Source organism: Agromyces sp. NPDC058136, from assembly GCF_042884375.1.
Taxonomy (GTDB): Bacteria; Actinomycetota; Actinomycetes; order Actinomycetales; family Microbacteriaceae; genus Agromyces.
In genome coordinates this window covers 196,020-218,911 of sequence record NZ_JBHVUA010000001.1, presented here as the reverse complement: position 1 = coordinate 218,911, position 22,892 = coordinate 196,020, and the positions used below count along the sequence as shown (strand labels likewise).

Sequence of the window (22,892 nt, the reverse complement as noted above, 5' to 3'; positions counted from 1 at the left end):
CGCGCCGCGCGCTCGTCTCATCGCCGCCGGCGCTGTTTCCAGTGCCCGTCGAGGTCTCGTGCGACGAGTGCGTCGACCTCGAGTTCGGCGAGGGTCGACATCACCATGCCGGTCGAGAGTCCGCTGCGGCGGGCGAGATCGTCGACGGAGCGCGCGCTGCGTGTGCTCAGGGCGTCGAGCAGCCGGATGCCCTCGGGTGACGGATCAGGCGCGGGCACCGGCGCACCGACCGAGCCGCCCCCGCGCTGGGCGGTGAGTCCGAACCCCATGCCCGAGGCGAGTTCGGCCATCTGCGCGGCATCCACGACGCACTGAGCGTTGCGTTCGCGGTAGAGGCGATGGCATCCCGCCGACGACGGACTCGTCACCGGCCCCGGCACCGCCCCGAGCGGTCGACCGAGCTCGGAGGCGTGGGTCGCGGTGTTGAGCGCGCCCGAGCGCAGTCCCGCCTCGATGACGACCGTCGCGTCCGATGCGGCGGCGATCAAGCGGTTGCGCTGGAGGAAGCGCCACTTCGACGGCGCGGTGCCGCACGCGACCTCGGAGAACACCGCGCCCGTCTCCACGATGCGGGTGAGGAGGGCGTCGTGCCCTGCGGGGTAGAAGCGATCGATCCCGCCCGCGAGGAACGCGACCGTGGTGCCGTCGCTCGCGAGCGCGGCCCGGTGCGCGGTGCCGTCGATGCCGTAGGCACCGCCGGAGACGATGGCGAAGCCCCGGTCGACGAGGCCCGCCGAGGCATCCGCGGTCACATGCTGGCCGTAGCCGCTCGCGGCGCGTGCGCCGACGAGGGCGATCGCGGGCTGCCCGCCCGCGAGCGCACCGGCGCGACCGCGCACCCAGAGCCCGAGCGGCGCGTTCGCGCCGAGGTCGTCGACGCCGACCGGCCACTCGGGGTCGCCTGGGACGAGCAGCCGCGCGCCCACCCGGTCCGCCTGCGCGAGCGAGCGGGCGAACGCCGGAGCGTCCACCCGCGGACGCCAGCGCTTCAGTCCCTCCTCGAGCGCTCGCGTCGCGCGGGCCTCGCCCGCGTCGAGGGCCCCAGCGACGTCGAGTTCACCGGCGGCCCGCAGTGCATGCGCGACCTCGGCCACCCCGGCGCCGGCGACCACGAGATCGAGGGTCGCCACCGCGCCGAGGGCGACGACGAGGCGACCGAGCACGCCGTCGCCGGGTTCGGAGAGGAACCCGAGCGACGCGCGTGCCGTCGCCTCCGTGCGGGTCGACTCGTCGTCGGGGGCGTCGCCGAGTCTGACGGCGGCGAGCTCGACGCCGTAGAGGGCGATCGTGCGGAGCGTGGCGCTCATGAGGTGACTCCGGTCTTGAAGAACATGGCGCGGCCGACGTGCTCGGCCGTCGGGGCGGGGCTGCCCGCGAGATCGTTGAGCGTCCACGCGACCTTGAGGATCCGGTCGTAGCCCCGCATCGTGATGCCGCCCCGCTCGAGGAGGCGATCGAGGGTCGCGGTGGCCCGACGCCCCGGGTGGAGCCGCCCGGCGCCGCGGAGCCACGGCCCCGGCATCTCCGAGTTGGTGCGCCACGGCGTGGCGGCGAGCCGTGCGGCGGCGGCCGCGCGCGCCGCCGCGACCATCTCGCGACCCTGGGCGGTCGAGACCGCCCCCTGCTCGCCCATGCGCAGCGCAGCGACCGAGATGCGCGGCACCCTGAGCTGCAGGTCGACCCGGTCGAGCAGCGGCCCGGAGAGGCGCGAGAGGTAGCGCCGCTGCACGATGGGCGCGCACGTGCACTCGGAGGTGCCCGCGTTGCCGCACGGGCAGGGGTTCGCCGCGAGCACGAGCTGGAACCTCGCCGGGAAGGTCGCGATCGCGTTCGCCCGGTGGATCGAGATCGTGCCCGACTCGATCGGTTGCCGCAGCACGTCGAGCACCGCGCGAGGGAACTCGGGGGCCTCGTCGAGGAACAGCACGCCGTGCGTCGCCCTGGCGGCCGCCCCCGGCCGGATCAGTCGGCTGCCGCCGCCCACGATGGAGGCCGCCGTGGCGGTGTGGTGCGGCGCTTCGTACGGCGGTCTGAACGAGAGCTGCGCACCCGGGCTCCGGCCCGCGAGCGAGTGGATCGAGGCGACCTCGAGCGCGGCGTCGGCGTCGAGGTCGGGGAGGAGGCCCGGCAGGCGCGACGCGAGCATCGTCTTGCCCGCGCCGGGCGGCCCGAGCATCGAGACGTGGTGCCCGCCCGAGGCGGCCACGAGCATCGCCTCGACGGCGTCGCTGTTGCCGGCGACCTCCGCGAGATCCCCGGCCGGCGCCGCCGTCTCCTCGGCGGACTGCCGGCCGGGCACGGGGTCGCTCACCTGCGGCTCGTACACGCCGCCGTGCCAGATCGCGGCGTCGAGCAGCGACGCGACGCCGACGACTCGCGCGCCCGGTACGAGCGACGCCTCCTCGGCGTTCGCCTGCGGCACCATGACGAGGTCGTGCCCGGCGCGCACCGCGGCGAGGACCGCCGGGAGGATGCCGTCGATCGGTCGCAGGCGACCGTCGAGCCCGAGCTCGCCGAGGTGCACGACCCGGGCGACCGATTCGGCGGAGAGCTCACCCGCCGCGGCGAGGCACGCGACGGCGATGGCGAGGTCGAATCCCGAGCCGTGCTTCGGCAATGCCGCCGGGGAGAGGTTCACGGTCAGGCGACGACTCGGCAGGGGGCACCCGGCGTTGCTCGCCGCGGAGCGAACGCGGTCGCGTGCCTCGCCGAGGGCGGCGTCGGGCAGCCCGATGATGACGACGCCGGGCAGTTGGGCCGAGAGGTCGGCCTCGACCTCGACGATCGAGCCCGCGAGCCCGAGCAGGGCGACGGAGGCGGTGCGCGCGACCGGCATCAGCTCACCCCCTCGAGGTGCTCGATCGCCGCACCCTCCTCGTCGCCGCGCGGCAGCGTGACGGCGATCGCGTCGATGCGGATCCGGGCGGGGCGCGGCTCCGCCGTCTCGCACCAGGCGAGCGCGAGCCGACGCATCCTGGCGAGCTTCTGCGCGGTGATCGCCTCGAACGGATGCCCGTACCCGGCGCCCGAGCGCGTCTTGACCTCGACGAAGACGACGGTGCCGCCGTCGCTCGCGACCAGGTCGATCTCGCCGTGACGGCAGCGCCAGTTGCGCTCGATCACCGCCATCCCGCGCGCGATCAGATGATCGGCCGCGAGCTGTTCGCCGCGCCGGCCGAGTTCCGTGTTGTGGGCCAAGAGACCACCTCCGCGTCGAGCGTCCACGCCTGCGCGTGCGCTTCGGCCGCGAACGCAGAGGTTGTGGGAATCCGGCCGCGGCGCGCCGCCTGGGGTGGACATGTCGCAGGCGCGCGGCCCGGCGCCGGTGCGGTGTCGGTGCCGGACCGTAGGCTGGCCGCGAAAGGCGGGGGAGAGATGGAGCGACTCGGCAGGTACCCGGCGGCGAACACGGTGATCGCGCATGTGAGCGACACGCACCTGCTCGCGGGCGGTGCGCCGCTCGGCGGCGCCGCCGACACGGTCGCGGCCCTCGCGCAGACCGCGGCCCAGCTCGAACGGCTCGGCACCTCGCTCGACGCGATCGTCGTCACCGGCGACGTCGCGGATCTCGGCGAGCCCGACGCCTACGTGCGCGCCCGCGCAGTGTTCGACCCGTTGGCCGAGTCGACCGGAGCCGAGCTCATCTGGGTCATGGGCAACCACGACGAGCGCGCGGCGTTCCGCGAGGGGCTCCTTGGCGAGGCACCCGGCGCGGTGTCGCCCGACCTGCCCGTCGACCGCGTCATCGACCTCGACGGCCTCCGCGTCGTCGCACTCGACACGAGCGTGCCCGGGTATCACCACGGCACGCTCGATCCCCGCTCGCTCGCCTGGCTCGACGAGGTGCTCGCGACGCCGGCCCCGCGGGGCACGATCCTCGCGATGCACCACGCCCCGATCGCGACCCCGCTCGCCCTGATGGACGTGCTCGAGCTCCGCGGTCAGGACGAGCTCGCCGACGTCGTCCGCGGGCGCGACGTGCGGCTCTTCCTCGGCGGCCACCTCCACTACGCGACCCAGGGCGTCTTCGCGGGCGTGCCCGTCTCGGTCGCCGGCGCGACCGCCTACACGATGGACCTCTCGGCGCCGCCGCGCGAGCTCGTCGGCATCGACGGCGGCCGGTCGTTCTCCTTGGTCCATGTCTTCGACGAGCAGATCGTGACCTCGGTCGTGCCGGTCGGGCCCTTCGAGGTCGTCACGAGCTTCGGCGAGGCCTACCTCGCCGAGCTCGAGGCGATGAGCCCGGCCGAGCGGCTCGAGCGCTTCTCGCGGAAGCCGTCGCCGTGAGCGTCGCGCTCGACCGGGTCGTCGACGACTATCTCGCCCACGTCCGCACTGAGCGGGGCTACTCCGAACACACCGTCGCGGCGTACCGCTCCGACCTCGCCGACCTGCTCGGCTTCGCCGAAGAGCACGGCGTCGCCTCGGTCGCCGACATCGACCTCCCCGTGCTGCGCGACTGGCTCTGGGCGGCGACCGAGCGCGGGCTCGCACGGGCCACGATCGCGCGGCGTGCCGCGTCGGCGCGCGGGTTCACGGCATGGATGACCCGACGCGGCCTCGTTCCGGTCGACCAGGGTGCGCGGCTCCGGGCCCCGCGCGCGCAGCGCGCCCTGCCGCGCGTGGTCGCCGCCCCCGCACTCGACGAGGCGCTCGCGAGGCTCGAGGCCCGTGCGGTCTCGACGCACGAGCCGGTCGACGAACGGGATGTCGCGATCATCGAGCTGCTCTACGCCTCGGCCCTCCGCGTGTCGGAGCTCGTCGGGCTCGATGTCGCCGACGTCGACCGCAGGCGGCGCACCGTGCGCGTCGTCGGCAAGGGCTCCAAAGAGCGGATCGTGCCGTACGGGGCGCCGGCGGCGAGGGCGCTCGACCGCTACCTCGAGCAGGGGCGACCGACGCTCGCGGCGCGGGCGGCGGAGGGTGCGCGGCCGAGCGGCTCGGCGTTCTTCCTCGGCGTCAAGGGCGCCAGGCTCGGCACGCGCAGCGTGTACCGCCTCGTCGCCGGGGTGCTCGCCGAGATCCCCGGCTCGGGGCCGAGCGGCCCGCACACCTTCCGGCACACCGCGGCCACGCATCTCCTCGACGGCGGTGCCGACCTCCGCGCGGTGCAGGAGTTCCTCGGGCACGCGAGCCTCGGAACCACGCAGATCTACACCCACGTCTCCGCCGAGCGTCTGAAGGAGAGCTACCGCACGGCGCATCCACGCGCCTGAGCGCGGCCGGTCAGTAGGGCAGGAGCACCGCGCGCGGGAGCCCCCCGAGAAACAGGAAGGGCGAGACGTACTCGCCGTCGACGCGCACGCCGAAGTGCACGCATCCGCCCTCGCAGTGGCCGCCCTGCGACGCCGTGCCGATCGGCTCGCCGGGCGCGACGACCGCGCCCTCCTGCACGAGCGGCGAGACGGGTTCGATCGCGCTCACGACGCCGTCGCCGTGGTCGATCGCCACGACGCCGCGGCCCGCGACCATGCCGGCGAAACTCACCGTGCCGCCGTCGGCGGCGACGAGCGCGGCACCGGGTGCGACCTCGAGGTCGATGCCGCGGTGCCCCGCGGTGTACGGCGTCGGCGGGGCCCGGAACGGGGAGACGACGCGGATGGGTGCGGGCACCGGCCAGACCCACTGCACGGGGGCGGGCGTCGTCGACGTCGCGGAGGCCGGCGCGGACGGACCGAGGCCGAGCGCCCGCGCCGCGGGCGGCGAGACCGCGAAGATCGCGCCCGCGACGGCGAGCACGAGGGCAGCGGCCGCGAGCGCCGAGGCGATGCCGCGGCGACGACGAGCGGGGGAGCCGGGGTGTTCGGGTCGGGTCATGCCGTCGATCCTCGGGCGGCCACGTGGCATCCGGTCGTGCGCCGCCATCGCCGTGGACGAACCGGCCGGCTGTGCGGTTGGGGAGGACCAGTGCCGATGGTAGAGTGTCCAGAGCGCCTCGTCTGTCGAGGCGACTACGCGTGCCCATTCGGCAGACGACTCCATTCGGTCCGGCCCCGCGAAAGCGGGAGACGGCGGAGCCGTGCCGGGCACCAGGGCTCCCGGCCGCCGGCCGGTTGCGACAACTGAGAACAGAAGGAGAACGGCTCATGGCCGTCGTCACCATTCGCCAGCTGCTCGACAGCGGCGTGCACTTCGGGCACCAGACCCGCCGTTGGAACCCGAAGATGAAGCGCTTCATCTTCACCGAGCGTTCCGGCATCTACATCATCGACCTGCAGCAGTCGCTCGCCTTCATCGACAAGGCGTACGACTTCGTCCGCGAGACGGTCGCCCACGGCGGCACCATCCTCTTCGTCGGCACGAAGAAGCAGGCCCAGGAGTCCATCGCCGAGCAGGCGACCCGCGTCGGCCAGCCCTACGTCAACCAGCGTTGGCTCGGCGGCCTCCTCACCAACTTCCAGACGGTCTCCAAGCGCCTCGCGCGCATGAAGGAGCTCGAGGAGCTCGACTTCGAGGGCACCACGAGCGGCTTCACCAAGAAGGAGCTCCTCATCAAGAAGCGCGAGCTCGACAAGCTGCACAAGTCGCTCGGCGGCATCCGCAACCTGTCGAAGACCCCCTCGGCGCTCTGGGTGGTCGACACCAAGAAGGAGCACCTCGCGATCGACGAGGCCAAGAAGCTCGGCATCCCCGTCATCGGCATCCTCGACACCAACTGCGACCCCGACGAGGTCCAGTACCCGATCCCGGGCAACGACGACGCGATCCGCTCGGTGAGCCTGCTCACCCGCATCATCGCCGACGCCGCCGCTGAGGGCCTCATCGAGCGCCACCAGAAGCCCGAAGAGGCCGGCAACGTCTCGGCCGTCGAGCCGCTCGCCGAGTGGGAGCAGGAGCTCCTCCAGCAGAGCGCCGCGACCGAGAAGACCGCCGAGACCGAGGCCGAGGCCAAGGCCGAGGCTGCTGAGGTCGTCGACGAGGCCGCGACCGAGATCGCCGCCACCGAGTCGGCCGCCGATGTCGCGGGCGCCGAGGCTGCGGCCGAGGTCGTCGCCGACGAGACCGCCACCGCCGAATAAGTCCCCGAAGGAGACAGCCAGACATGGCAATCAGCATCGCTGACATCAAGACCCTGCGCGAGCAGCTCGGCACGGGCATGGTCGACACCAAGAAGGCGCTCGAGGAGGCCGACGGCGACCTCGAGAAGGCCACCGAGATCCTGCGTCTCAAGGGTGCCAAGGGCAACGCCAAGCGCGCCGACCGCTCGACCACCGAGGGTCTCGTCGCGGCGAAGGAGTCGCCCGCCGGCTACACGATGATCCAGCTCGCCTGCGAGACGGACTTCGTCGCGAAGAACGACAAGTTCGTCGCGCTCGCCGACAAGGTGCTCGACGCGGTCGCCGCGGCCGGTGCCACCGACGTCGCGTCGGCGCTCGCCGCCCCCGTCGACGGCAAGACCGTCGGCGAGGTCATCGACGAGCAGGCCGCGACCCTCGGCGAGAAGGTCGAGCTCGCGAAGGCCGTCACCCTCTCGGGCGACGAGTTCGCGGTCTACCTGCACAAGACCTCGAAGGACCTCCCGCCGCAGATCGGTGTCGTCGTCGCCTACTCGGGCGCCGACGCCGAGACGGCTCGCGCCGTCGCGCAGCACATCGCGATGTTCGACCCGCAGTACCTCACCCGTGAGGACGTGCCGGCCGAGCTCGTCGAGAAGGAGCGCGACATCGTCACCGAGATCAGCCGCAACGAGGGCAAGCCCGAGGCGATGCTCGAGAAGATCGTCGACGGCCGTCTGACGGGCTTCTTCAAGCAGATCGTGCTGCTCGAGCAGGGCTACGCCCGCGACGACAAGCAGCAGGTCAAGAAGGTCCTGGCGGACGCCGGTCTCACCGTGACCGGGTTCGCCCGCTTCAAGGCCACGGCGTAACGCCACGATGAGGGAGTCCGGATCGTTCAGTCGATCCGGACTCCCTTTTCCATGCGCGGATGCTTCGGAGCCGACGTCGTTCGACGTCCGCCCACCGCGCGCCGATCGCCTCGGCACTGTGCCGGGCGCCGGTGAAGCACTAGTTTTGACACGGGTACCGGAAGGACGGCGGCGATGACCGAACGCAGGCGCAGGGTGATGCTGAAGCTCTCAGGAGAGGCTTTCGGCGGGGGAGCGCTCGGGGTCAACCCCGACGTCGTGAGCGCGCTCGCGCGCGAGATCGCCGACGCGGCCAAGACGGTCGAGGTCGCGATCGTCGTCGGCGGCGGCAACTTCTTCCGCGGCGCCGAGCTCAGCCAGCGCGGCATGGACCGCGGTCGTGCCGACTACATGGGCATGCTCGGCACCGTGATGAACTCGCTCGCCCTCCAGGACTTCCTCGAGCAGGCGGGCGCAGAGACCCGCGTGCAGTCGGCGATCTCGATGACCCAGGTCGCCGAGCCCTACATCCCGCGTCGCGCAGAGCGGCACCTCGAGAAGGGGCGCGTCGTGATCTTCGGCGCGGGCGCCGGCCTCCCGTACTTCTCGACCGACACGGTCGCAGCGCAGCGCGCCCTCGAGATCGACGCCGAGGTCGTCCTCGTCGCGAAGAACGGGGTCGACGGGGTGTACTCCGACGACCCGCGCACGAACCCCGAGGCGACGAAGATCGACCGGATCAGCTACCAGGAGGCCCTCCAGCGCGGACTCAAGGTCGTCGACTCGACGGCCTTCAGCCTCTGCATGGACAACGGCATGCCGATGCAGGTCTTCGGCATGGCCCCCGCCGGAAATGTGACCGCTGCGATCCTCGGCGCCGACCTCGGCACCGTGGTGAGCAACGGTGTGGAGTCGACCAGTCGATAGACTGGGTCGAGTAGCGAACCGTAAGGAGTTCCCGTGATCGCGGATGTACTTTCCGATGCCACCGCCCGCATGCAGAAGGCGGTCGAAGTCGCCAAGGACGACTTCGCCACCGTGCGGACGGGGCGGGCGAACCCCCAGCTCTTCCAGAAGATCATGGTGAGCTACTACGGCACGCCGACGCCGCTCGCGCAGCTCGCCTCGCTCGCGAACCCCGAGGCGCGCACCCTCGTCGTCACTCCGTACGACAAGGGCGCCATGCGAGACATCGAGCAGGCGATCCGCGACATGCCGAACCTCGGGGCGAACCCGTCGAACGACGGCAACATCATCCGGGTCACGCTGCCCGAGCTGACGGAGGAGCGCCGCAAGGAGTTCGTCAAGATGGTGCGCTCGAAGGGCGAGGACGCGAAGGTCTCCGTGCGCAACATCCGTCGCAAGGCGAAGGACGACCTCGACGCCCTGAAGGGCGAGGTCGGCGACGACGAGGTGGCTCGCGGTGAGAAGGAGCTCGAGCAGATCACCAAGGCCCACGTCGACGCGATCGACGAGGCGCTGAAGCGCAAGGAAGCCGAACTCCTCGAGGTCTGAGGGTAGAGAACATGTCAGGCGTCCCAGAAGAGGGTCAGTCGGACGCCGGGGGGCATGAACGAACCGCGCGAGGCGAGTTCCGCGCCCAGGTGCACGCACGCAAGGCCGACCTCGAGCGCCAGTTCGAGGCATCCAAGGCGCAGTTCGAGGAGACGCAGGAGAAGATCAAGGAGCGCACGGGGCGGAACCTCCTCGTCGCGATCCTGATCGGGCTCGTGTTCGGCGGCGCCGTGCTGCTGAGCCTCCTCGTCGTCAAAGAGCTCTTCATGCTGCTCGCGGTGGTCATCGCGGGGTTCGCGAGCTACGAGCTCGCGCAGGCGCTGCGCAAGGCCGACTACCACGTGCCCCGCATCCCGACGGTGGTCGTCGCGGTCGCCGCGGTGCCGATCGCCTACTACGGCGGGGCCGGCGGGCAGTTGCTCGCCGTGCTCGGCGGCATCGCGGTGGTCACGCTCTGGCGACTCGTCGAGCAGCTGGTTCCGGGCCACCGCACCGGTGGGCGGGCGCTCGTCCGCGACCTCGCCGCCGGCGCGTTCGTGCAGGGCTACGTGACCTTCCTCGCGACGTTCGCCGTCGTGCTCACCGCGGCCGACGGCGGCGAGTGGTGGACCCTCGCGTTCATCATGGCCGCGGTCGCGGCCGACACGGGCGCCTACGCGTTCGGGCTCATGTTCGGCAAGCACAAGATGGCGCCGATCATCAGCCCGAAGAAGACGTGGGAGGGCTTCGCCGGAGGTGCGGCGACGAGCGCCGTCGTCGGCGTCCTGATCGCCCTGTTCCTCCTCGACGGCACGTGGTGGTTCGGGCTCTTGTTCGGCCTCGCGATCTTCCTCAGCGCGACGCTCGGCGATCTCGTCGAATCGCTCATCAAGCGAGACATCGGCATCAAGGACATGAGCTCCTGGCTGCCGGGTCATGGGGGCTTCCTCGACCGGCTCGACTCGATCCTCCCGTCGGCTGCGGTCGCGTTCGTGGCGTTCCGTCTCTTCGGATGAGCGTGCGCAATACTGGTTCGGTGGACTCGACCTTCCCGCACGCCCGCAAGCCCCGCCTCGGTTACAACACCGCCCAGGTGGAGGAGTTCCTGCAGCGCGCACGCCGTGCCTACGACGGCACTGCGCGCCCCGACGACGAGCCGTTGACGAGCGAGCAGATCCGACTCACGGCCTTCGCGATGCAGAAGAACGGCTACTCGACCGATCACGTCGATGCCGCGCTCTCGCGCCTCGAGGACGCCTTCGCCGCGCAGGAGCGCCAGGTGGCCGCTCGCCTGCACGGCGACGAGGCGTGGCTGCGCGAGGCCCGCATGACCGCTCAGGTCGTCTCGAACCGCCTCGCGCGCCCTGCAGGCGAACGCTTCGAACGCATGAACCCGCTGGTGCTCGGCTACAGCGTGCGCGAGGTCGACCAGTTCTCCGAACGGCTCAGCCGGTACTTCCGCGACGGCTGGCCCATCTCCGTCGAGGACGTGCGCTCCGTGGTGTTCGCCACCCAGCGCGGCGGGTATCGCGAGGCGCAGGTCGACCTCGTCCTCGATGCCGTCATCGACGTCATGCTGGCCGTCCGATGACCTGCCGCCGAGCGTTCGACGGCCTCGTCCCGGCTCCGATACACTCGACGAATCGTGGGTAGACACAACGGAGCGGACGCGTCCGCACAGCAGGCGCAGGTGACGGCTCGTCGACCCACGAGAGGGCCGATCAAGCAGGCGGCTTCGGTGCTCTTCGCCTTCTTCGCCGCATCCGGGCTCGTCCTCGTCAACATCGTCGACCCGTACTCCGGTGCGACGGCGTCCGCCGAGTTCGCGTTCGACGGCGATCGCTTCGGCGGCGAGTCCGCGCAGTCGGTCGAGGCCAGCACGGGGTACCAGGTCACGCTCGGCGGCTCCGAGGAGTACGTCGTCGAGAAGAAGCCCGAAGTCGTCGTCGCCCCCGCATCGACGGGCGGCGGTTGGGCTCCGCCCGCGGTGACGCCCGATCCGGGCTCTGCACAGGCGTACGCAGCAGGCGCCGTCGCGGCGCGCGGCTGGGGGTCGGGCGAGTTCGACTGCCTCGTGGCCCTGTGGAGCAAGGAATCGGGCTGGCGGGTGAACGCCCACAACGCGTCGAGCGGCGCGTACGGCATCCCGCAGGCATTGCCGGGCTCGAAGATGGCGACCGCCGGCGCCGACTGGGAGACCAATGCGGGCACCCAGATCGAGTGGGGGCTCGGGTACATCTCGGGCCGCTACAGCACGCCCTGCGGCGCGTGGGGCCACTCCCAGGACGTCGGCTGGTACTGACCGGTCGATGGGCGAACGGGCATCCCTCGTCGTCCTAGACTTGAGATCATGGCGCGTTCGAACCGATCCCGGGGTCGCGCTGCGCGTGCACGCGAGGAGCACCCCGAACTCGATGTCGAACGTCTGACCGCCGGTTGGCGACGCAGCGAGGTGCACGCCGGTCGCGAGTGGAACGTCCAGCCCGTCTCGGAGGCGCAGGCGGTGAAGGCCTACGTGTGCCCCGGCTGCGGACTGGAGGTCGCCCCCGGCGTCGCCCACCTCGTGGCCTGGCGCGCCGACGGCGTGCTCGGCGACGCGGCCGACCTCGCGGGCCGGCGGCATTGGCATACGCACTGTTGGAGATTGGGCGCACGGTGAGCGGAACGAACGAATCGATCGAGATCCGGGCGGGCGTCGAACTTCCCGCCCGTCGGGAGGAGATCGAACTGCGGACCAGCGACGGGCTCCGGCTCGTCGGCGAGCTGGCGTCGCCCGAGGGGCGCGAGCCGGTCGCGACGCTCGTCACCCTCCACCCGCTGCCGACGGCGGGCGGGTTCATGGACTCGCACATCCTGCGCAAGGCCGCCGCACGGCTTCCGGCCCTCGCCGACCTCGCGGTGCTGCGGTTCAACACGCGCGGCACCGCGTCTCCGCGCGGCACGAGCGACGGGTCGTTCGGCGAGGGTCTGGCCGAACGCGCGGACGTCGCCGCGGCGATGGCGTTCGTCGGAGAACGGGGCCTTCCGCATCCGTGGCTCGTGGGCTGGTCATTCGGCACCGAGCTCGCGCTGAAGTACGGGCTCGACCACGGCATCGACGGTGCGATCCTGCTGTCGCCGCCGCTGCACCGCACGAGCGACGCCGAGCTCGCCCGCTGGCGCGACGCGCGACCCGAGCTCGTCGCGCTCATTCCCGAGCACGACGACTACCTGAAGCCCGCCGAGGCGGCCGAGCGTTTCGCGGGGCTCCCGCGGCTTCGCCGCATCGACGTCGAGGGCGGCCGGCACCTCTGGGTGGGGGAGTCGCAGACGCGTCGGGTGCTCGACGAGATCGTCTCGGTCGTGAACCCTGCGGCGGCGCCGTTGCCGACGCACTGGCCGGCTGCGCCGGAAGCATCCGAGGGCTGAAGCTAGAGCTCGTTCTGCCGCGGGATGACGACCTGCTTGATGATGAGCAGACCCGCGGCGGCGACCGGAATGGCGACGAGCGCACCGAGGACGCCGCCGAGCGCACCGCCGGCGAGGGCCGCGATGACGACGAGGGCACCGGGTACCTTGACCGCACGGTTCATGATGCGGGGGCTCAGCCAGTACGCCTCGACCTGCATGTAGATCACGTAGTAGATCGCGGCGGCGAGGGCCGTGAGCGGTGACCCGATCGTCGGGATGAGGCAGACGAGCACGATCGTGATCGATCCGGTGAGCGTGCCCACGAGCGGGATGAGCGAGAACAGGAACGCGAGGAACGCGAGCACGGCGGTGAACGGTGCACCGATGATCGAGAGGTAGATGAAGCTCAGCACGCCGTTCACGGCGGCGAGCGAGACCTGCCCGAGCACGAAGCGACCGACCGACTGCGTGATCTGCTCGGTGAGGTCGGCGAAGCGGGCCCGCTTCGATGCGGGCACCAGCTGGTAGGTCGCGCGCTTCATGGTGTTGAGCGATGCCGTGAAGTAGAGCATCAGGATGAACACGATGATGACGGCGAAGACGCCCGTCCCGATGGCGACGGCGAACTGCAGCACGCCGCCGGCGAGCTCGGAGAGCTTGTCGGGGTTGGTGAAGAAGTCGGTGAGGGCCGTCGTGACCTGCGCCTCGATCTCGTCGACCTTGAGCAGCGGGAACTGCTCCTGGAAGACCTCGAGCCAGTCCTGCGAGCTGACCTGCTGGATGATCCGGGGGATCTGCTCGATGAGCTGGCTCACCTGCTCGACGATCGTCGGGACGACGGCGAGCACGAGGGCGGCGAAAATCAGCCCGACCCCGGTCATGGTGATCAGGATCGCCGACCAACGAGGAAGCCCTCGGCGCTCGAGCCAGCTGATCGCCGGATCGAGGCCGAGGGCCAGGAACAGTGCTGCTCCGATGTAGGTGATGATCGCCGAGAGGCTGACGATCGACGCCAGGATGAAGAGTCCGACGCCGACACCCAGGGTGCCGACGAGGCCGATGCGGAACGCGTTCTGGATCTTCATGGGATCGCGCTCCTTCGCTCGGACTACTTCTTCGAGGCTGCGGCCACCTGCTCCGCCTGCGTCAGCACGCCGCGCAGGCTCTCGAAGTACCCGGCGACCGCGTCGCGCTCGATCCTAATCTGCGAGAGGCGGTCTTCCGCGTCCGCCACGAGGGCGCGGGTGCGCTCCTCGGCGTCGGCGATGAGCTTGCGCGCCTGGTCGTGCGCTGCGGAGATCCGCTCGCTCGCCTCGTCGTCGGCCTTGTCGCGGATGCCCGCGATCTCGGTGCGGACCTCGGTCTCGAGGCGGTCGGCCTCCGCGCGGCTCGCCGCCGTGCGGGCGACGGCTTCGGCGAGCTCGGCGTTCGCCTCCTCCAGGAACTGCTGCGTCTGGGTGACGGCTTCCTGGTGGGCGGTGAGGCGCTCCTGCTCGGACTCGTCGCGCTTCGCGGTGAGTTCGGATTCGAGGTCGAGGTGCGCCTTCTCGATCTCGCGGCGCATGCGGTTGACCTCGTGGGTGGTCTTCTTGCGCATCGCGGTGAGCTGGTTGTCGAGGTCGATGCGCGACTGCTCCGACTCGGCGTCGAAGTCGGCGCGTGCCTGCTCCTGCTCGAGCGAGAGGTCGGCGCGCATCTGGTCGAGGTCGGCGGCGTGCTTGGCGCGGATGCGCTCGAGCTCGTGCTGCAGCTTCAGACGCGCGGCCTCGGCCTCGCGCTCGAGGTCGACCTTGGCCTGCTCGCGCTGCTCGGCCAGCTCGGCGCGGCTGCCCGCGAGCTCGCGGTCGAGGTCGGTGCGGGCCTGCTCGAGCTCGTGGACGAGGGCGGCACGTCGCTCGGAGATCTCGGCGTCGATGTCGGCGCGGGCCTCGGCCGATTCGCGCTCGAGGTCGAGCTTGGACTGCGCGGTCTCGCGCTCGAGGTCGATGCGCGCCTGCTCGGTCTCCTTCGCGAGGTCGGCGCGGGCGCGGTCGAGTTCGATCGCGACCTCGGCGCGGGTCTGCTCGGTCTCCTGGGTGAGGCCGGCCGCGGTGGCGCGGGCGTCGCTCGCCTCGGTGTTCGCGGCGAGGAGGAGCTCGGAGGACTTGCGCTCAGCGGTCGAGACGAGGGCGGCGGCCTCGCGCTTCGCGGTGGTGCGCAGCTCGGCGGTCTCGGTGGCGACGGAACCGCGGATCGCCGCGGCGTCGCGCGCCGCGTCCTGGCGGAGCTGCTCGCTCGTCTCGTGGGCGCGGGCGACCATGTCGTCGGCCTCGACGCGGGCGTTCTCGAGGAGGCGGTTGGCCTGCGCGCGGGTCTCGGTGAGCGTGCGCTCGGCGAGCTCGTGCGCGTCGGAGCGCATGAGGTGGGCCTCGTCCTCCGCGGCGCGGCGGAGCTTCTCGGCGTCGATGTCGGCCTGCGCGATGAGGCGGGTCGACTGCTCTTCGGCGACGCGCAGCGTGTTCTCGAGCTTGGTGCCGAGGCCCGAGAAGGTCGGGCTGCCGACCTCTTCGAGTTCGGCGGTCAGCTCGTCGATGCGCGCGAGCAGGCGCTTGTTCTCCTTGGCCGAGTCGGCCGACTGGGTGTTCGCGGTGATGATGTCACGACGAAGGCCGTTGATGGCCTTGTCGACCTCGTCCTTGTCGTATCCGCGGAACACCTGTGTGAACTCGGTCTCTTCGACGGCCATGCTTCCTCCGGGTCGTGTCCCGCGTTTGTGGGGGCTCATGCGGGAATCGTGTCCGATTGTACGGGGGTTCGGGATGCGCTGTGACGCACGCGCTTCCAGCGTTCGGTGAGGTGACTCACAGGCACAGCCGGTAGTGTGAAATGTCTTTGTCGGATGCCGCGATGTGCGGCTTTGGAGGTTGTCCGTGCGCTTCGCCCTCGCAATCGTGGCATTCGTCGCCGCGGCCGTGATGATCGGGCTCGGCATCGCCCAACGAACCGTCTTCATGGAGGCCGATCGGGTCTCGATGTCGGCGCAGTCCGATGGCGAGAGCGCGTTCGTCGTGATCGAGCCCGACGCGCTGGCCGCGAATCCCGGCAAGCAGGAGATCTCGGTGACCGGCGACGGCCCGATCTTCATCTCCTACGGCCGGACCACCGACATCCAGGCGTGGCTCGGCGAGATCCCCTACGAGTCGGTGCACTACGACGCCGACGAGAAGGCGCTCGTGACCGAGCGGGTCGCCCTCGGTGAGACCGAGGAGCCGTCGGAGGAGTCGCCGACCGCGACTCCGGCGCCGACGACCGCGCCTGCCGTCCCGACGCCCGCGGCGACCGAGGCGCCGGCCGACGGTGATGCCGTGGCCGACCCCGAGGCGCTCGCTGCGGCCACGCCGATCGGTTCCGACCTGTGGCTCGACGAGTTCACCGGCGAGGGGTTCGTCACGACGACCATCGACGTGCCCGACGGCATCTCCGTCCTCGTCGCCTCCGACGGGCTCGCGCCGGCGCCCGCCGAGGTCTCGCTCGACTGGCCGGTCGACACGGCGACGCCGTGGGCCGGCCCCCTGATCGTGGGCGGCGGCCTCGTCTTCCTCGCGGGTCTCGCGCTGCTCGTGTCCGGATTCCTGCGGCACCGCCGTTCGCGCGGCCCCCGTCGCAACCTGCCGAAGGGCCCGCGCGGTCGCCTGCCGAGCGCCCCGAAGCCCTCGCGCAGCCAGGTCGGCGGCGGTGGCGGCCGACGTGCGATCGGGCGCGCCAAGCGCGTCGTGATCGTGCCGGCGCTGCTGGTTCCCGCCCTGGCGCTCACGGCCTGTTCCTCCGACTACTGGCCGAGCTTCGACGCGGCCGAGGCGCCCGCGACGACGGCGCCCGCGACGCCCGAGGCGTCGCACGACGCCGAAGCCGAAGCCTCCGCCGACGAGCCCGTGGTCGAGCCCGCCGTGACCGTGCCCCAGATGGAGCGCATCATGCGGCGGCTCGCGGTGTACACCGGCGAGGTCGACGCCGCCCTCGACAAGGTGGGCGTGACCGAGCGATTCACGGGCCCCGCGCTCGAGGCGCGACTCGCCAACTACACGATCCGCGCCACGCTCCCCGCGCATCCGGTGCCGCCCGTGATCCCCGCGGCGCCGCTCACGCTGACCCTGCCGCAGCAATCGACGGGCTGGCCGCGCACCGTGCTCACGATCGCGAAGAACGCCGACGACGAGACGATCGCGCCCACGGCGCTCGTGCTCGTGCAGGAGTCGCCGCGCGAGAACTACCACGTCATCTCGCAGACGGCGCTCGTGCCCGACACCGACGTCCCCGAAGTGGCCCCGGCGTCGATCGGCGCACCGCCGATCTCGCCCGAGTTCAAGGGCCTCGTGATGCCGACGGGTCAGGTCGCCGCGGCGTACGCCGACGTCCTGCAGAACGGCACGGCCAGCACCTTCGCGCCGATGTTCGCGCTCGACGACTCCGATCTCGACGAGGCGCTGAACGCGGCGAGCCGCAAGGCGGCCGCCGAGGCCGCGAACCCGACCGCGACGCTCACGGTCACCACTGCGGCCGGGACGATGCCGCCCATCGCATTCGGCACGATCGACGCCGGGGCGCTCGTCGCGGTCGACGTCGTCCGCGGTGAGACGAGCGTCCCGAACGACGGCGGCACGACCGGGTTCCAGGAGGGCGGCAGCGCCGCGGCGCTGTCGGGGTTCACCTCGCAGAGCGCCAAGGGCGTCACGCGCACGAGCGCGATCCAGCTGCTGTTCTACGTGCCCGGCGTGAGCGCGGGCGACGACGCGCAGATCCAACTCCTCGGCTGGTCCGAGAGCCTCGTCCAAGCATCGGAGGTCCAGTGAAGAACCCGATTCCCCCGTCCGGCGCCGCCCTTCGCGGTGCCGTCGACCTGTCGGCCCTCGTGCAGCGGCAGGAGGCGCCTGCGGCCCCGAGCGGTGCGCACGCGCCCGCCGCGGGCGGCAGGATCGTCGTCGAGACCGACGACACCGGTTTCGGTGCGGTCCTCGAGCTCTCGCGCACGGTTCCCGTCGTGGTCGCCCTGTGGGCGTCGTGGAGCGAGCAGTCGAAGACCCTGCTCGGTTCCCTCGAACGGCTCGTCCGCGCCCGCGACGGTCGGCTCGTGCTCGCTGCCGCCGACGCCGACCGCAGCCCGCAGCTCGTGCAGGCGTTCCAGGCGCAGGCGATCCCGACCGTGGTCGCGCTCGTCGCCGGCCAGCCGGTGCCGCTCTTCGCAGGTGAACAGCCCGACGACGTGATCTCGGACCTCTTCGACCAGCTCCTCGAGCTCGGCGCCCAGCACGGGGTGTCCGGTCGCATCGAGCAGGGCGACGGCGAAGGCGAGGACGCCGCCCCGGCCGAGCCGGCCGAGGCGCCGCTGCCGCCGCTGCACCAGGAGGCGTACGACGCGATCGAGCGCCGCGACTACGCGGCCGCTGCGGCCGCATACCGCACGGCGATGGCACAGGATCCGCGCGACACGCTCGCGGTCGCCGGTCTCGCACAGGTCAACCTGCTCGGACGCCTCGCAGGCAAGACGCTCGACGAGATCCGCTCGGCCGCCGCGGCCGGGCCCGACGACCTCGCCGCGCAGCTCGACGTCGTCGACCTCGACGTCTCGGGCGGCCACGTCGACGACGCCTTCGACCGTCTCCTCACGATGTTCCCGTCGCTCGACGCCGACGGGCAGAAGCTCGTGCGCGAGCGGCTCGTCGAGCTGTTCGAGGTGGTCGGCACCGACGACGCGCGCGTCGCGACGGCGCGCCGTCGCCTCGCGAGCCTGCTCTACTGAGCAGGGTCGTGGGCGGCCTCAACGCCGCATGATCAGAACGGGCGGTGCCGATCGGCACCGCCCGTTCCGCGTCGCACGTCGACCGGGTTCAGGCGTCGAGCTCGAACCAGACTGCGGCGAGCGGCGGCAGCACGAAGCTCGCCGAGGCGGGGCGACCCGCCCACGGCACCGCCTCAGCGTCGACCCCGCCGAGGTTGCCGACGCCCGAGCCGCCGAACTCCGCGGCATCCGAGTTGAGCACCTCGCGCCACCGGCCGGTGAACGGGAGGCCGAGGCGGAAGCCCTCGTGGGGGCGACCGGCGAAGTTGACGATGCAGAGCAGGGGCCTCCGTTCGCGGTCGAAGCGCATGAAGGCGATCACGTTCTCGGCGGCCGCGCCGCCCTCGACCCACTCGAATCCGGCGGCGTCGTCGTCGAGCTGCCAGAGCGCGGCGGTGTCGCGGTAGCGGCGGTTGAGCGCACCGACGAACTCGGCGAGCTGCCGGTGGCTCGGCTGATCGAGGATCCACCAGTCGAGGCCGCGCTCCTCGCTCCACTCGGAGAGCTGGCCGAACTCCTGCCCCATGAACAGCAGCTGCTTGCCGGGGTGCGCCCACATGAAGGCGAGGTAGGCACGCACGTTCGCGAGCTGCTGCCAGTGGTCGCCGGGCATCTTGCGCAGGAGGGAGCCCTTACCGTGCACGACCTCGTCGTGCGAGATCGGCAGGATGAAGTGCTCGCTGAAGGCGTAGAGGAACGAGAACGTGAGCTCGTGGTGGTGGTGCGCCCGATACATCGGGTCGCGCTGGACGTACTCGAGCGAGTCGTGCATCCAGCCCATGTTCCACTTGTAGCCGAAGCCGAGCCCGCCCGAGCTCGTCGGCGCGGTCACTCCGGGCCAGGAGGTCGACTCCTCGGCGATCATGACGATGCCGGGGTTGCGCTTGTACGCGGTCGCGGTCGCCTCCTGGAGGAACGCGATGGCCTCGAGGTGCTCGCGGCCGCCGTGCACGTTCGGCAGCCATTCGCCCTCGCTGCGCGAGTAGTCGAGGTAGAGCATGGATGCCACGGCGTCGACCCGCAGCCCGTCGACGTGCATCTCCTCCAACCAGAAGAGGGCGTTCGCGACGAGGAAGTTGCGCACCCGCGGGTTGCCGTAGTCGAAGACGAGCGTGCCCCAGTCCTTCTGCTCGCCGCGGCGGGGGTCGGCGTGCTCGTAGAGGGGTTCGCCGTCGAAGCGGGCGAGCGCCCACTCGTCCTTCGGGAAGTGGCCGGGCACCCAGTCCATGATGACGCCGATGCCGGCCTGGTGCAGGCGGTCGATGAGGTACTTGAGGTCGTCGGGGGAGCCGAAACGGCTGGTGATCGCGAAGTAACCGGTGACCTGGTAGCCCCAGGAGCCGCCGAAGGGGTGCTCGGCGAGGGGCATGAACTCGACGTGGGTGTAGCCGAGCCAGTCGAGGTACTCGATGAGTTCGTCGGCGACGTCGCGGTAGCCCTTGCCGGGGCGCCATGATCCGAGGTGCAGCTCGTAGATCGACATTGGGCGTTCGTGCGCGTTCGTCGTCGCGCGGCGCGACATCCACTCGCCGTCGCCCCACTCGTGCCTGCTGACGTCGACGACCGACGCGGTGGCGGGGGCGATCTCGGCGCGCCGGGCCATCGGGTCGGCCTTCATGACCCACTCGCCAGAGGCGGTGAGGATCTCGAACTTGTAGAGCGCGCCGGGCTCGAGCTCGGGGACGAACAGCTCCCAGACGCCGCTCGCGCCCATGCTGCGCATCGCGTGCCCCGCACCGTCCCAGCGGTTGAACTCGCCCACGACACGCACCGCACGGGCGCGCGGCGCCCAGACGGTGAAGGCGGTGCCCGTGATGGCGCCGGTGACGCCCCAGTGCTCGCGGTGGTTCGCGCCGAGCGCCCGCCAGAGCTCCTCGTGGCGGCCCTCCTGGATGAGGTGCAGGTCGAGCTCGCCGATCGTGGGGGCGAAGCGGTACGGGTCGTCAGCGGTCCACTCGCCGCCGTCCGCGTAGTGGGCGCGCACGAGGTAGTCGCTCGGGCCGAAGGCACCGGCCCCCGCCCAGATGCCGTCGCCGACGTGTTCGAGCGGGAGCACCTCACCGCTCGCGAGGAGCGCGTCGACCGACTCGGCGAGCGGCCGGCGAGTGCGGATCGCGGTGAAGGGCCCGGGTTCGCCCGGACGGGTGAAGCCGTGCTGCCCGAGCACCGAGTGGGGGTCGGCGTGCCGCCCGGAGGCGACGGCGGCGAGCACCTCGGCGTCGACGGCGGGTGCGGCGATCGGTTCAGGCATCCGTGCCCCTTCTCAGGTGGAGGATGTGCGCCGGGCGCGTGAACGCGTCGAGCCGCACGTAGTTGGAGGCGCCCCACTGCCAGGTGGCGCCGGTGACGAGGTCGTCGACCTCGAAACGGGCGCCCGGTTCGAGCCCGAGCGCCTCGAGGTCGAGGTGCACGGTGGTCTCGCGCACCGAGTGCGGGTCGACGTTCGCGACGACGATGATCGTGTCGGCGACGCCGTCGGCCGTGAACCGGCCGTCGAGGTGCTTCGAGTACACGAGCACGGAGTCGTCGTCGCTCGAGTGGAAGCGGAGGTTGCGGAGCTGGCCGAGTGCGGGGTGCTCGGCGCGGATCCGGTTGAGGATGCCGAGGTAGAGGCCGAGCGAGCGGCCGGCCGCTTCGGCGGCGGCGAAGTCGCGCGGCTTGTACTCGTACTTCTCGTTGTCGATGGCCTCTTCGGCGCCGGGGCGGGCCACCGATTCGAAGAGTTCGAAGCCCGAGTAGACGCCCCAGAGGGGCGCTGCGGTCGCGGCGATCGTGGCGCGCACCGTGAACGCGGCGGGCCCGCCGAACTGCAGGTACTCGGTGAGGATGTCGGGGGTGTTGACGAAGAGGTTCGGTCGCATGAAGTCGGCCGTGTCCTGCGAGACGGAGGTGAGGAACTCCTCGAGCTCGTCGCGGGTGTTGCGCCAGGTGAAGTACGAGTACGACTGCTGGAAGCCCGCGAGTGCGAGCGCCTGCATCATCGCCGGACGGGTGAACGCCTCGGCGAGGAACACCACGTCGGGGTCGGCGGCGTTCACCTCGGCGATGAGCCGCTCCCAGAACGCGACGGGCTTCGTGTGCGGGTTGTCGACGCGGAAGATGCGCACGCCCTGCTTCATCCAGTGCCGGACGATGCGCAGCACCTCGGCATAGATGCCCTCGGGGTCGTCGTCGAAGTTGACCGGATAGATGTCCTGGTACTTCTTCGGCGGGTTCTCGGCGTAGCGGATCGTGCCGTCGGGCAGCTGCGTGAACCACTCGGGGTGCGTGGTCACCCAGGGGTGGTCGGGGGAGGCCTGCAGGGCGAGGTCGAGGGCGACCTCGATGCCGAGGGCGTTCGCCCGTCGCACGAAGGCGCGGAAGTCGGCGAGGGTGCCGAGGTCGGGGTGCACGGCGTCGTGGCCGCCGGGGGTGCCGTCCTTCATCGGCCCGCCGATCGCCCACGGCGAGCCGGGGTCGAAGGGACCGGGCGTGAGGCTGTTGTTCGGGCCCTTGCGGTTGGTGACGCCGATGGGGTGGATGGGGGGCAGGTAGAGCACGTCGAAGCCCATCGCGGCGACCCCGTCGAGCCGCTTCTGCGCGGATCTGAAGGTGCCGCTCCTCCAGCTGCCGTCCTTCAGGCGCTTCGCACCCTCCGACCGCGGGAAGAACTCGTACCAGGCGCCGACGCCCGCCGCGCGACGCTCGACGACGATGCGGTGCTCGGCCGAGTCGCTCGCGAGCCGCGCGAGCGGGCGGGCGTCGAACTCGGCGAGTAGCGGGTCGTCGATGAGGGGGCGGCGTTCGACGAGGGATGCCGCGGGGTCGCGCAGCTTCGCGGCGAAGGCCGTGAGCCGGCCGCGCACGGCCTTCGGCCGGGTGGTCTCGGCGGCGGCCCGCTCGATGAGACGAGCCCCGATCTCGAACATGAGCTCGGCGTCGACGCCCGCGTCGACCTTGACGGCCGCGTCGTGCCGCCACGTCGCGATCTCGTCGTCGAAGCCCGTCACGTGCCAGTGCCACTCGCCCTGTTGGTCGAGGCGCACGAGCGCCTCCCAGCGGTCGGTGCCCGGGGCGAGCGGGCGCATGCGCTCGCGGAGGACCTCGCCCGCAGGGCTCGTGAGGACGAGCATCGCCCCGACCCGGTCGTGGCCCTCGCGGAACACGGTCGCCCTGAACGGCACCACCTCGCCGTCGAAGGCCTTCGGGTGCCAGCGGGTGTCGGGCACGGCGGGCGTGACCCGGGTCACGGGGATGCGTCCGGCGAGGGGAGAAGCGATGCTCACGTTCCGACCGTAGCGCGTCGGCCGCCGATCGACAGGCGCAGCGCGCTGTTCACATGTTCGACACGGTCGGCTCGTAGGCTGA

The 22,892-nt window shown here is 71.5% G+C and carries 21 protein-coding genes; 13 read left to right on the top strand and 8 right to left on the bottom strand.

Annotation, left to right across the window (positions count from 1 at the left end):
• Positions 1 to 17 precede the first annotated feature (17 nt).
• The 3 genes from dprA to ACFVTX_RS01015 are packed head-to-tail and all read right to left on the bottom strand — an operon-like array spanning position 18 to position 3,198.
• Positions 18 to 1,307 (bottom strand): DNA-processing protein DprA, encoded by a 1,290-nt coding sequence (gene dprA, locus ACFVTX_RS01025; RefSeq protein ID WP_386897279.1) that lies wholly within the window; start codon positions 1,305 to 1,307, stop codon positions 18 to 20.
• The gene (locus ACFVTX_RS01020) at positions 1,304 to 2,836 is read right to left on the bottom strand and encodes a YifB family Mg chelatase-like AAA ATPase (protein WP_386897277.1); all 1,533 of its coding nucleotides are present in this window, start codon (positions 2,834 to 2,836) and stop codon (positions 1,304 to 1,306) included. Before ACFVTX_RS01020 ends, dprA begins: the two co-directional genes overlap by 4 nt.
• Positions 2,836 to 3,198, bottom strand: coding sequence for a YraN family protein (locus ACFVTX_RS01015; protein WP_386897275.1), 363 nt, complete (start codon positions 3,196 to 3,198; stop codon positions 2,836 to 2,838). The genes ACFVTX_RS01020 and ACFVTX_RS01015 overlap by 1 nt, the downstream gene beginning before the upstream one ends.
• A 177-nt stretch (positions 3,199 to 3,375) precedes the next feature.
• Here ACFVTX_RS01015 and ACFVTX_RS01010 point away from each other — a divergent pair, with 177 nt between their 5' ends.
• Positions 3,376 to 4,287 carry a metallophosphoesterase gene (locus ACFVTX_RS01010; protein ID WP_386897273.1) on the top strand — a complete coding sequence of 304 codons (912 nt, stop codon included), beginning with the start codon at positions 3,376 to 3,378 and terminating at the stop codon, positions 4,285 to 4,287.
• Complete coding sequence (locus ACFVTX_RS01005; RefSeq protein WP_386897272.1) at positions 4,284 to 5,216, top strand: tyrosine-type recombinase/integrase; 933 nt, start codon at positions 4,284 to 4,286, stop codon at positions 5,214 to 5,216. The genes ACFVTX_RS01010 and ACFVTX_RS01005 overlap by 4 nt, the downstream gene beginning before the upstream one ends.
• Before the next feature lie 10 nt (positions 5,217 to 5,226).
• On the opposite strand, the gene ACFVTX_RS01000 is transcribed toward ACFVTX_RS01005, so the two are convergent.
• Positions 5,227 to 5,817: a murein hydrolase activator EnvC family protein gene (locus tag ACFVTX_RS01000; protein WP_386897270.1), complete on the bottom strand. Its 591-nt coding sequence runs from the start codon at positions 5,815 to 5,817 to the stop codon at positions 5,227 to 5,229.
• 269 nt (positions 5,818 to 6,086) lie between these two features.
• On the opposite strand from ACFVTX_RS01000, the gene rpsB reads away from it, so the two are divergent.
• From rpsB to ACFVTX_RS00955, 9 genes are all read left to right on the top strand, one after another.
• Entirely contained in the window at positions 6,087 to 7,019 is a 933-nt protein-coding gene (gene rpsB, locus ACFVTX_RS00995) for a 30S ribosomal protein S2 (protein WP_386897268.1), read from the top strand.
• A 23-nt stretch (positions 7,020 to 7,042) separates the two neighbouring features.
• Positions 7,043 to 7,867 carry a translation elongation factor Ts gene (gene tsf / locus ACFVTX_RS00990; RefSeq protein ID WP_386897267.1) on the top strand — a complete coding sequence of 275 codons (825 nt, stop codon included), beginning with the start codon at positions 7,043 to 7,045 and terminating at the stop codon, positions 7,865 to 7,867.
• 174 nt (positions 7,868 to 8,041) lie between these two features.
• The gene (pyrH, locus tag ACFVTX_RS00985; RefSeq protein WP_386897265.1) at positions 8,042 to 8,773 is read left to right on the top strand and encodes a UMP kinase; all 732 of its coding nucleotides are present in this window, start codon (positions 8,042 to 8,044) and stop codon (positions 8,771 to 8,773) included.
• A gap of 33 nt (positions 8,774 to 8,806) precedes the next feature.
• The gene (gene frr, locus ACFVTX_RS00980) at positions 8,807 to 9,361 is read left to right on the top strand and encodes a ribosome recycling factor (RefSeq protein WP_386897264.1); all 555 of its coding nucleotides are present in this window, start codon (positions 8,807 to 8,809) and stop codon (positions 9,359 to 9,361) included.
• 11 nt (positions 9,362 to 9,372) lie between these two features.
• Positions 9,373 to 10,356: a phosphatidate cytidylyltransferase gene (locus ACFVTX_RS00975; RefSeq protein WP_386897263.1), complete on the top strand. Its 984-nt coding sequence runs from the start codon at positions 9,373 to 9,375 to the stop codon at positions 10,354 to 10,356.
• 20 nt (positions 10,357 to 10,376) lie between these two features.
• Positions 10,377 to 10,931, top strand: coding sequence for a DivIVA domain-containing protein (locus tag ACFVTX_RS00970; RefSeq protein ID WP_386897262.1), 555 nt, complete (start codon positions 10,377 to 10,379; stop codon positions 10,929 to 10,931).
• Positions 10,932 to 10,985: 54 nt separating this feature from the next.
• Positions 10,986 to 11,642 (top strand): lytic transglycosylase domain-containing protein, encoded by a 657-nt coding sequence (locus tag ACFVTX_RS00965; protein WP_386897261.1) that lies wholly within the window; start codon positions 10,986 to 10,988, stop codon positions 11,640 to 11,642.
• A 48-nt stretch (positions 11,643 to 11,690) separates the two neighbouring features.
• Positions 11,691 to 11,999: a hypothetical protein gene (locus ACFVTX_RS00960; RefSeq protein WP_386897259.1), complete on the top strand. Its 309-nt coding sequence runs from the start codon at positions 11,691 to 11,693 to the stop codon at positions 11,997 to 11,999.
• A gap of 17 nt (positions 12,000 to 12,016) precedes the next feature.
• Positions 12,017 to 12,748 carry an alpha/beta hydrolase gene (locus tag ACFVTX_RS00955; protein WP_386898721.1) on the top strand — a complete coding sequence of 244 codons (732 nt, stop codon included), beginning with the start codon at positions 12,017 to 12,019 and terminating at the stop codon, positions 12,746 to 12,748.
• 2 nt (positions 12,749 to 12,750) lie between these two features.
• On the opposite strand, the gene ACFVTX_RS00950 is transcribed toward ACFVTX_RS00955, so the two are convergent.
• On the bottom strand, positions 12,751 to 13,815 hold the full coding sequence (locus ACFVTX_RS00950; RefSeq protein WP_386897257.1) for an AI-2E family transporter: 1,065 nt from the start codon (positions 13,813 to 13,815) through the stop codon (positions 12,751 to 12,753).
• A 23-nt stretch (positions 13,816 to 13,838) separates the two neighbouring features.
• On the bottom strand, positions 13,839 to 15,455 hold the full coding sequence (locus ACFVTX_RS00945) for a DivIVA domain-containing protein (RefSeq protein WP_386897255.1): 1,617 nt from the start codon (positions 15,453 to 15,455) through the stop codon (positions 13,839 to 13,841).
• A gap of 184 nt (positions 15,456 to 15,639) precedes the next feature.
• On the opposite strand from ACFVTX_RS00945, the gene ACFVTX_RS00940 reads away from it, so the two are divergent.
• Positions 15,640 to 17,559, top strand: a complete 1,920-nt coding sequence (locus tag ACFVTX_RS00940; RefSeq protein WP_386897253.1) for a hypothetical protein — start codon at positions 15,640 to 15,642, stop codon at positions 17,557 to 17,559.
• Complete coding sequence (locus tag ACFVTX_RS00935) at positions 17,556 to 18,506, top strand: co-chaperone YbbN (RefSeq protein ID WP_386897251.1); 951 nt, start codon at positions 17,556 to 17,558, stop codon at positions 18,504 to 18,506. Before ACFVTX_RS00940 ends, ACFVTX_RS00935 begins: the two co-directional genes overlap by 4 nt.
• 88 nt (positions 18,507 to 18,594) lie before the next feature.
• On the opposite strand, the gene glgB is transcribed toward ACFVTX_RS00935, so the two are convergent.
• Positions 18,595 to 20,796 carry a 1,4-alpha-glucan branching protein GlgB gene (gene glgB / locus ACFVTX_RS00930; RefSeq protein WP_386897249.1) on the bottom strand — a complete coding sequence of 734 codons (2,202 nt, stop codon included), beginning with the start codon at positions 20,794 to 20,796 and terminating at the stop codon, positions 18,595 to 18,597.
• On the bottom strand, positions 20,789 to 22,810 hold the full coding sequence (locus tag ACFVTX_RS00925) for an alpha-1,4-glucan--maltose-1-phosphate maltosyltransferase (protein ID WP_386897247.1): 2,022 nt from the start codon (positions 22,808 to 22,810) through the stop codon (positions 20,789 to 20,791). Before ACFVTX_RS00925 ends, glgB begins: the two co-directional genes overlap by 8 nt.
• Positions 22,811 to 22,892 lie beyond the last annotated feature (82 nt).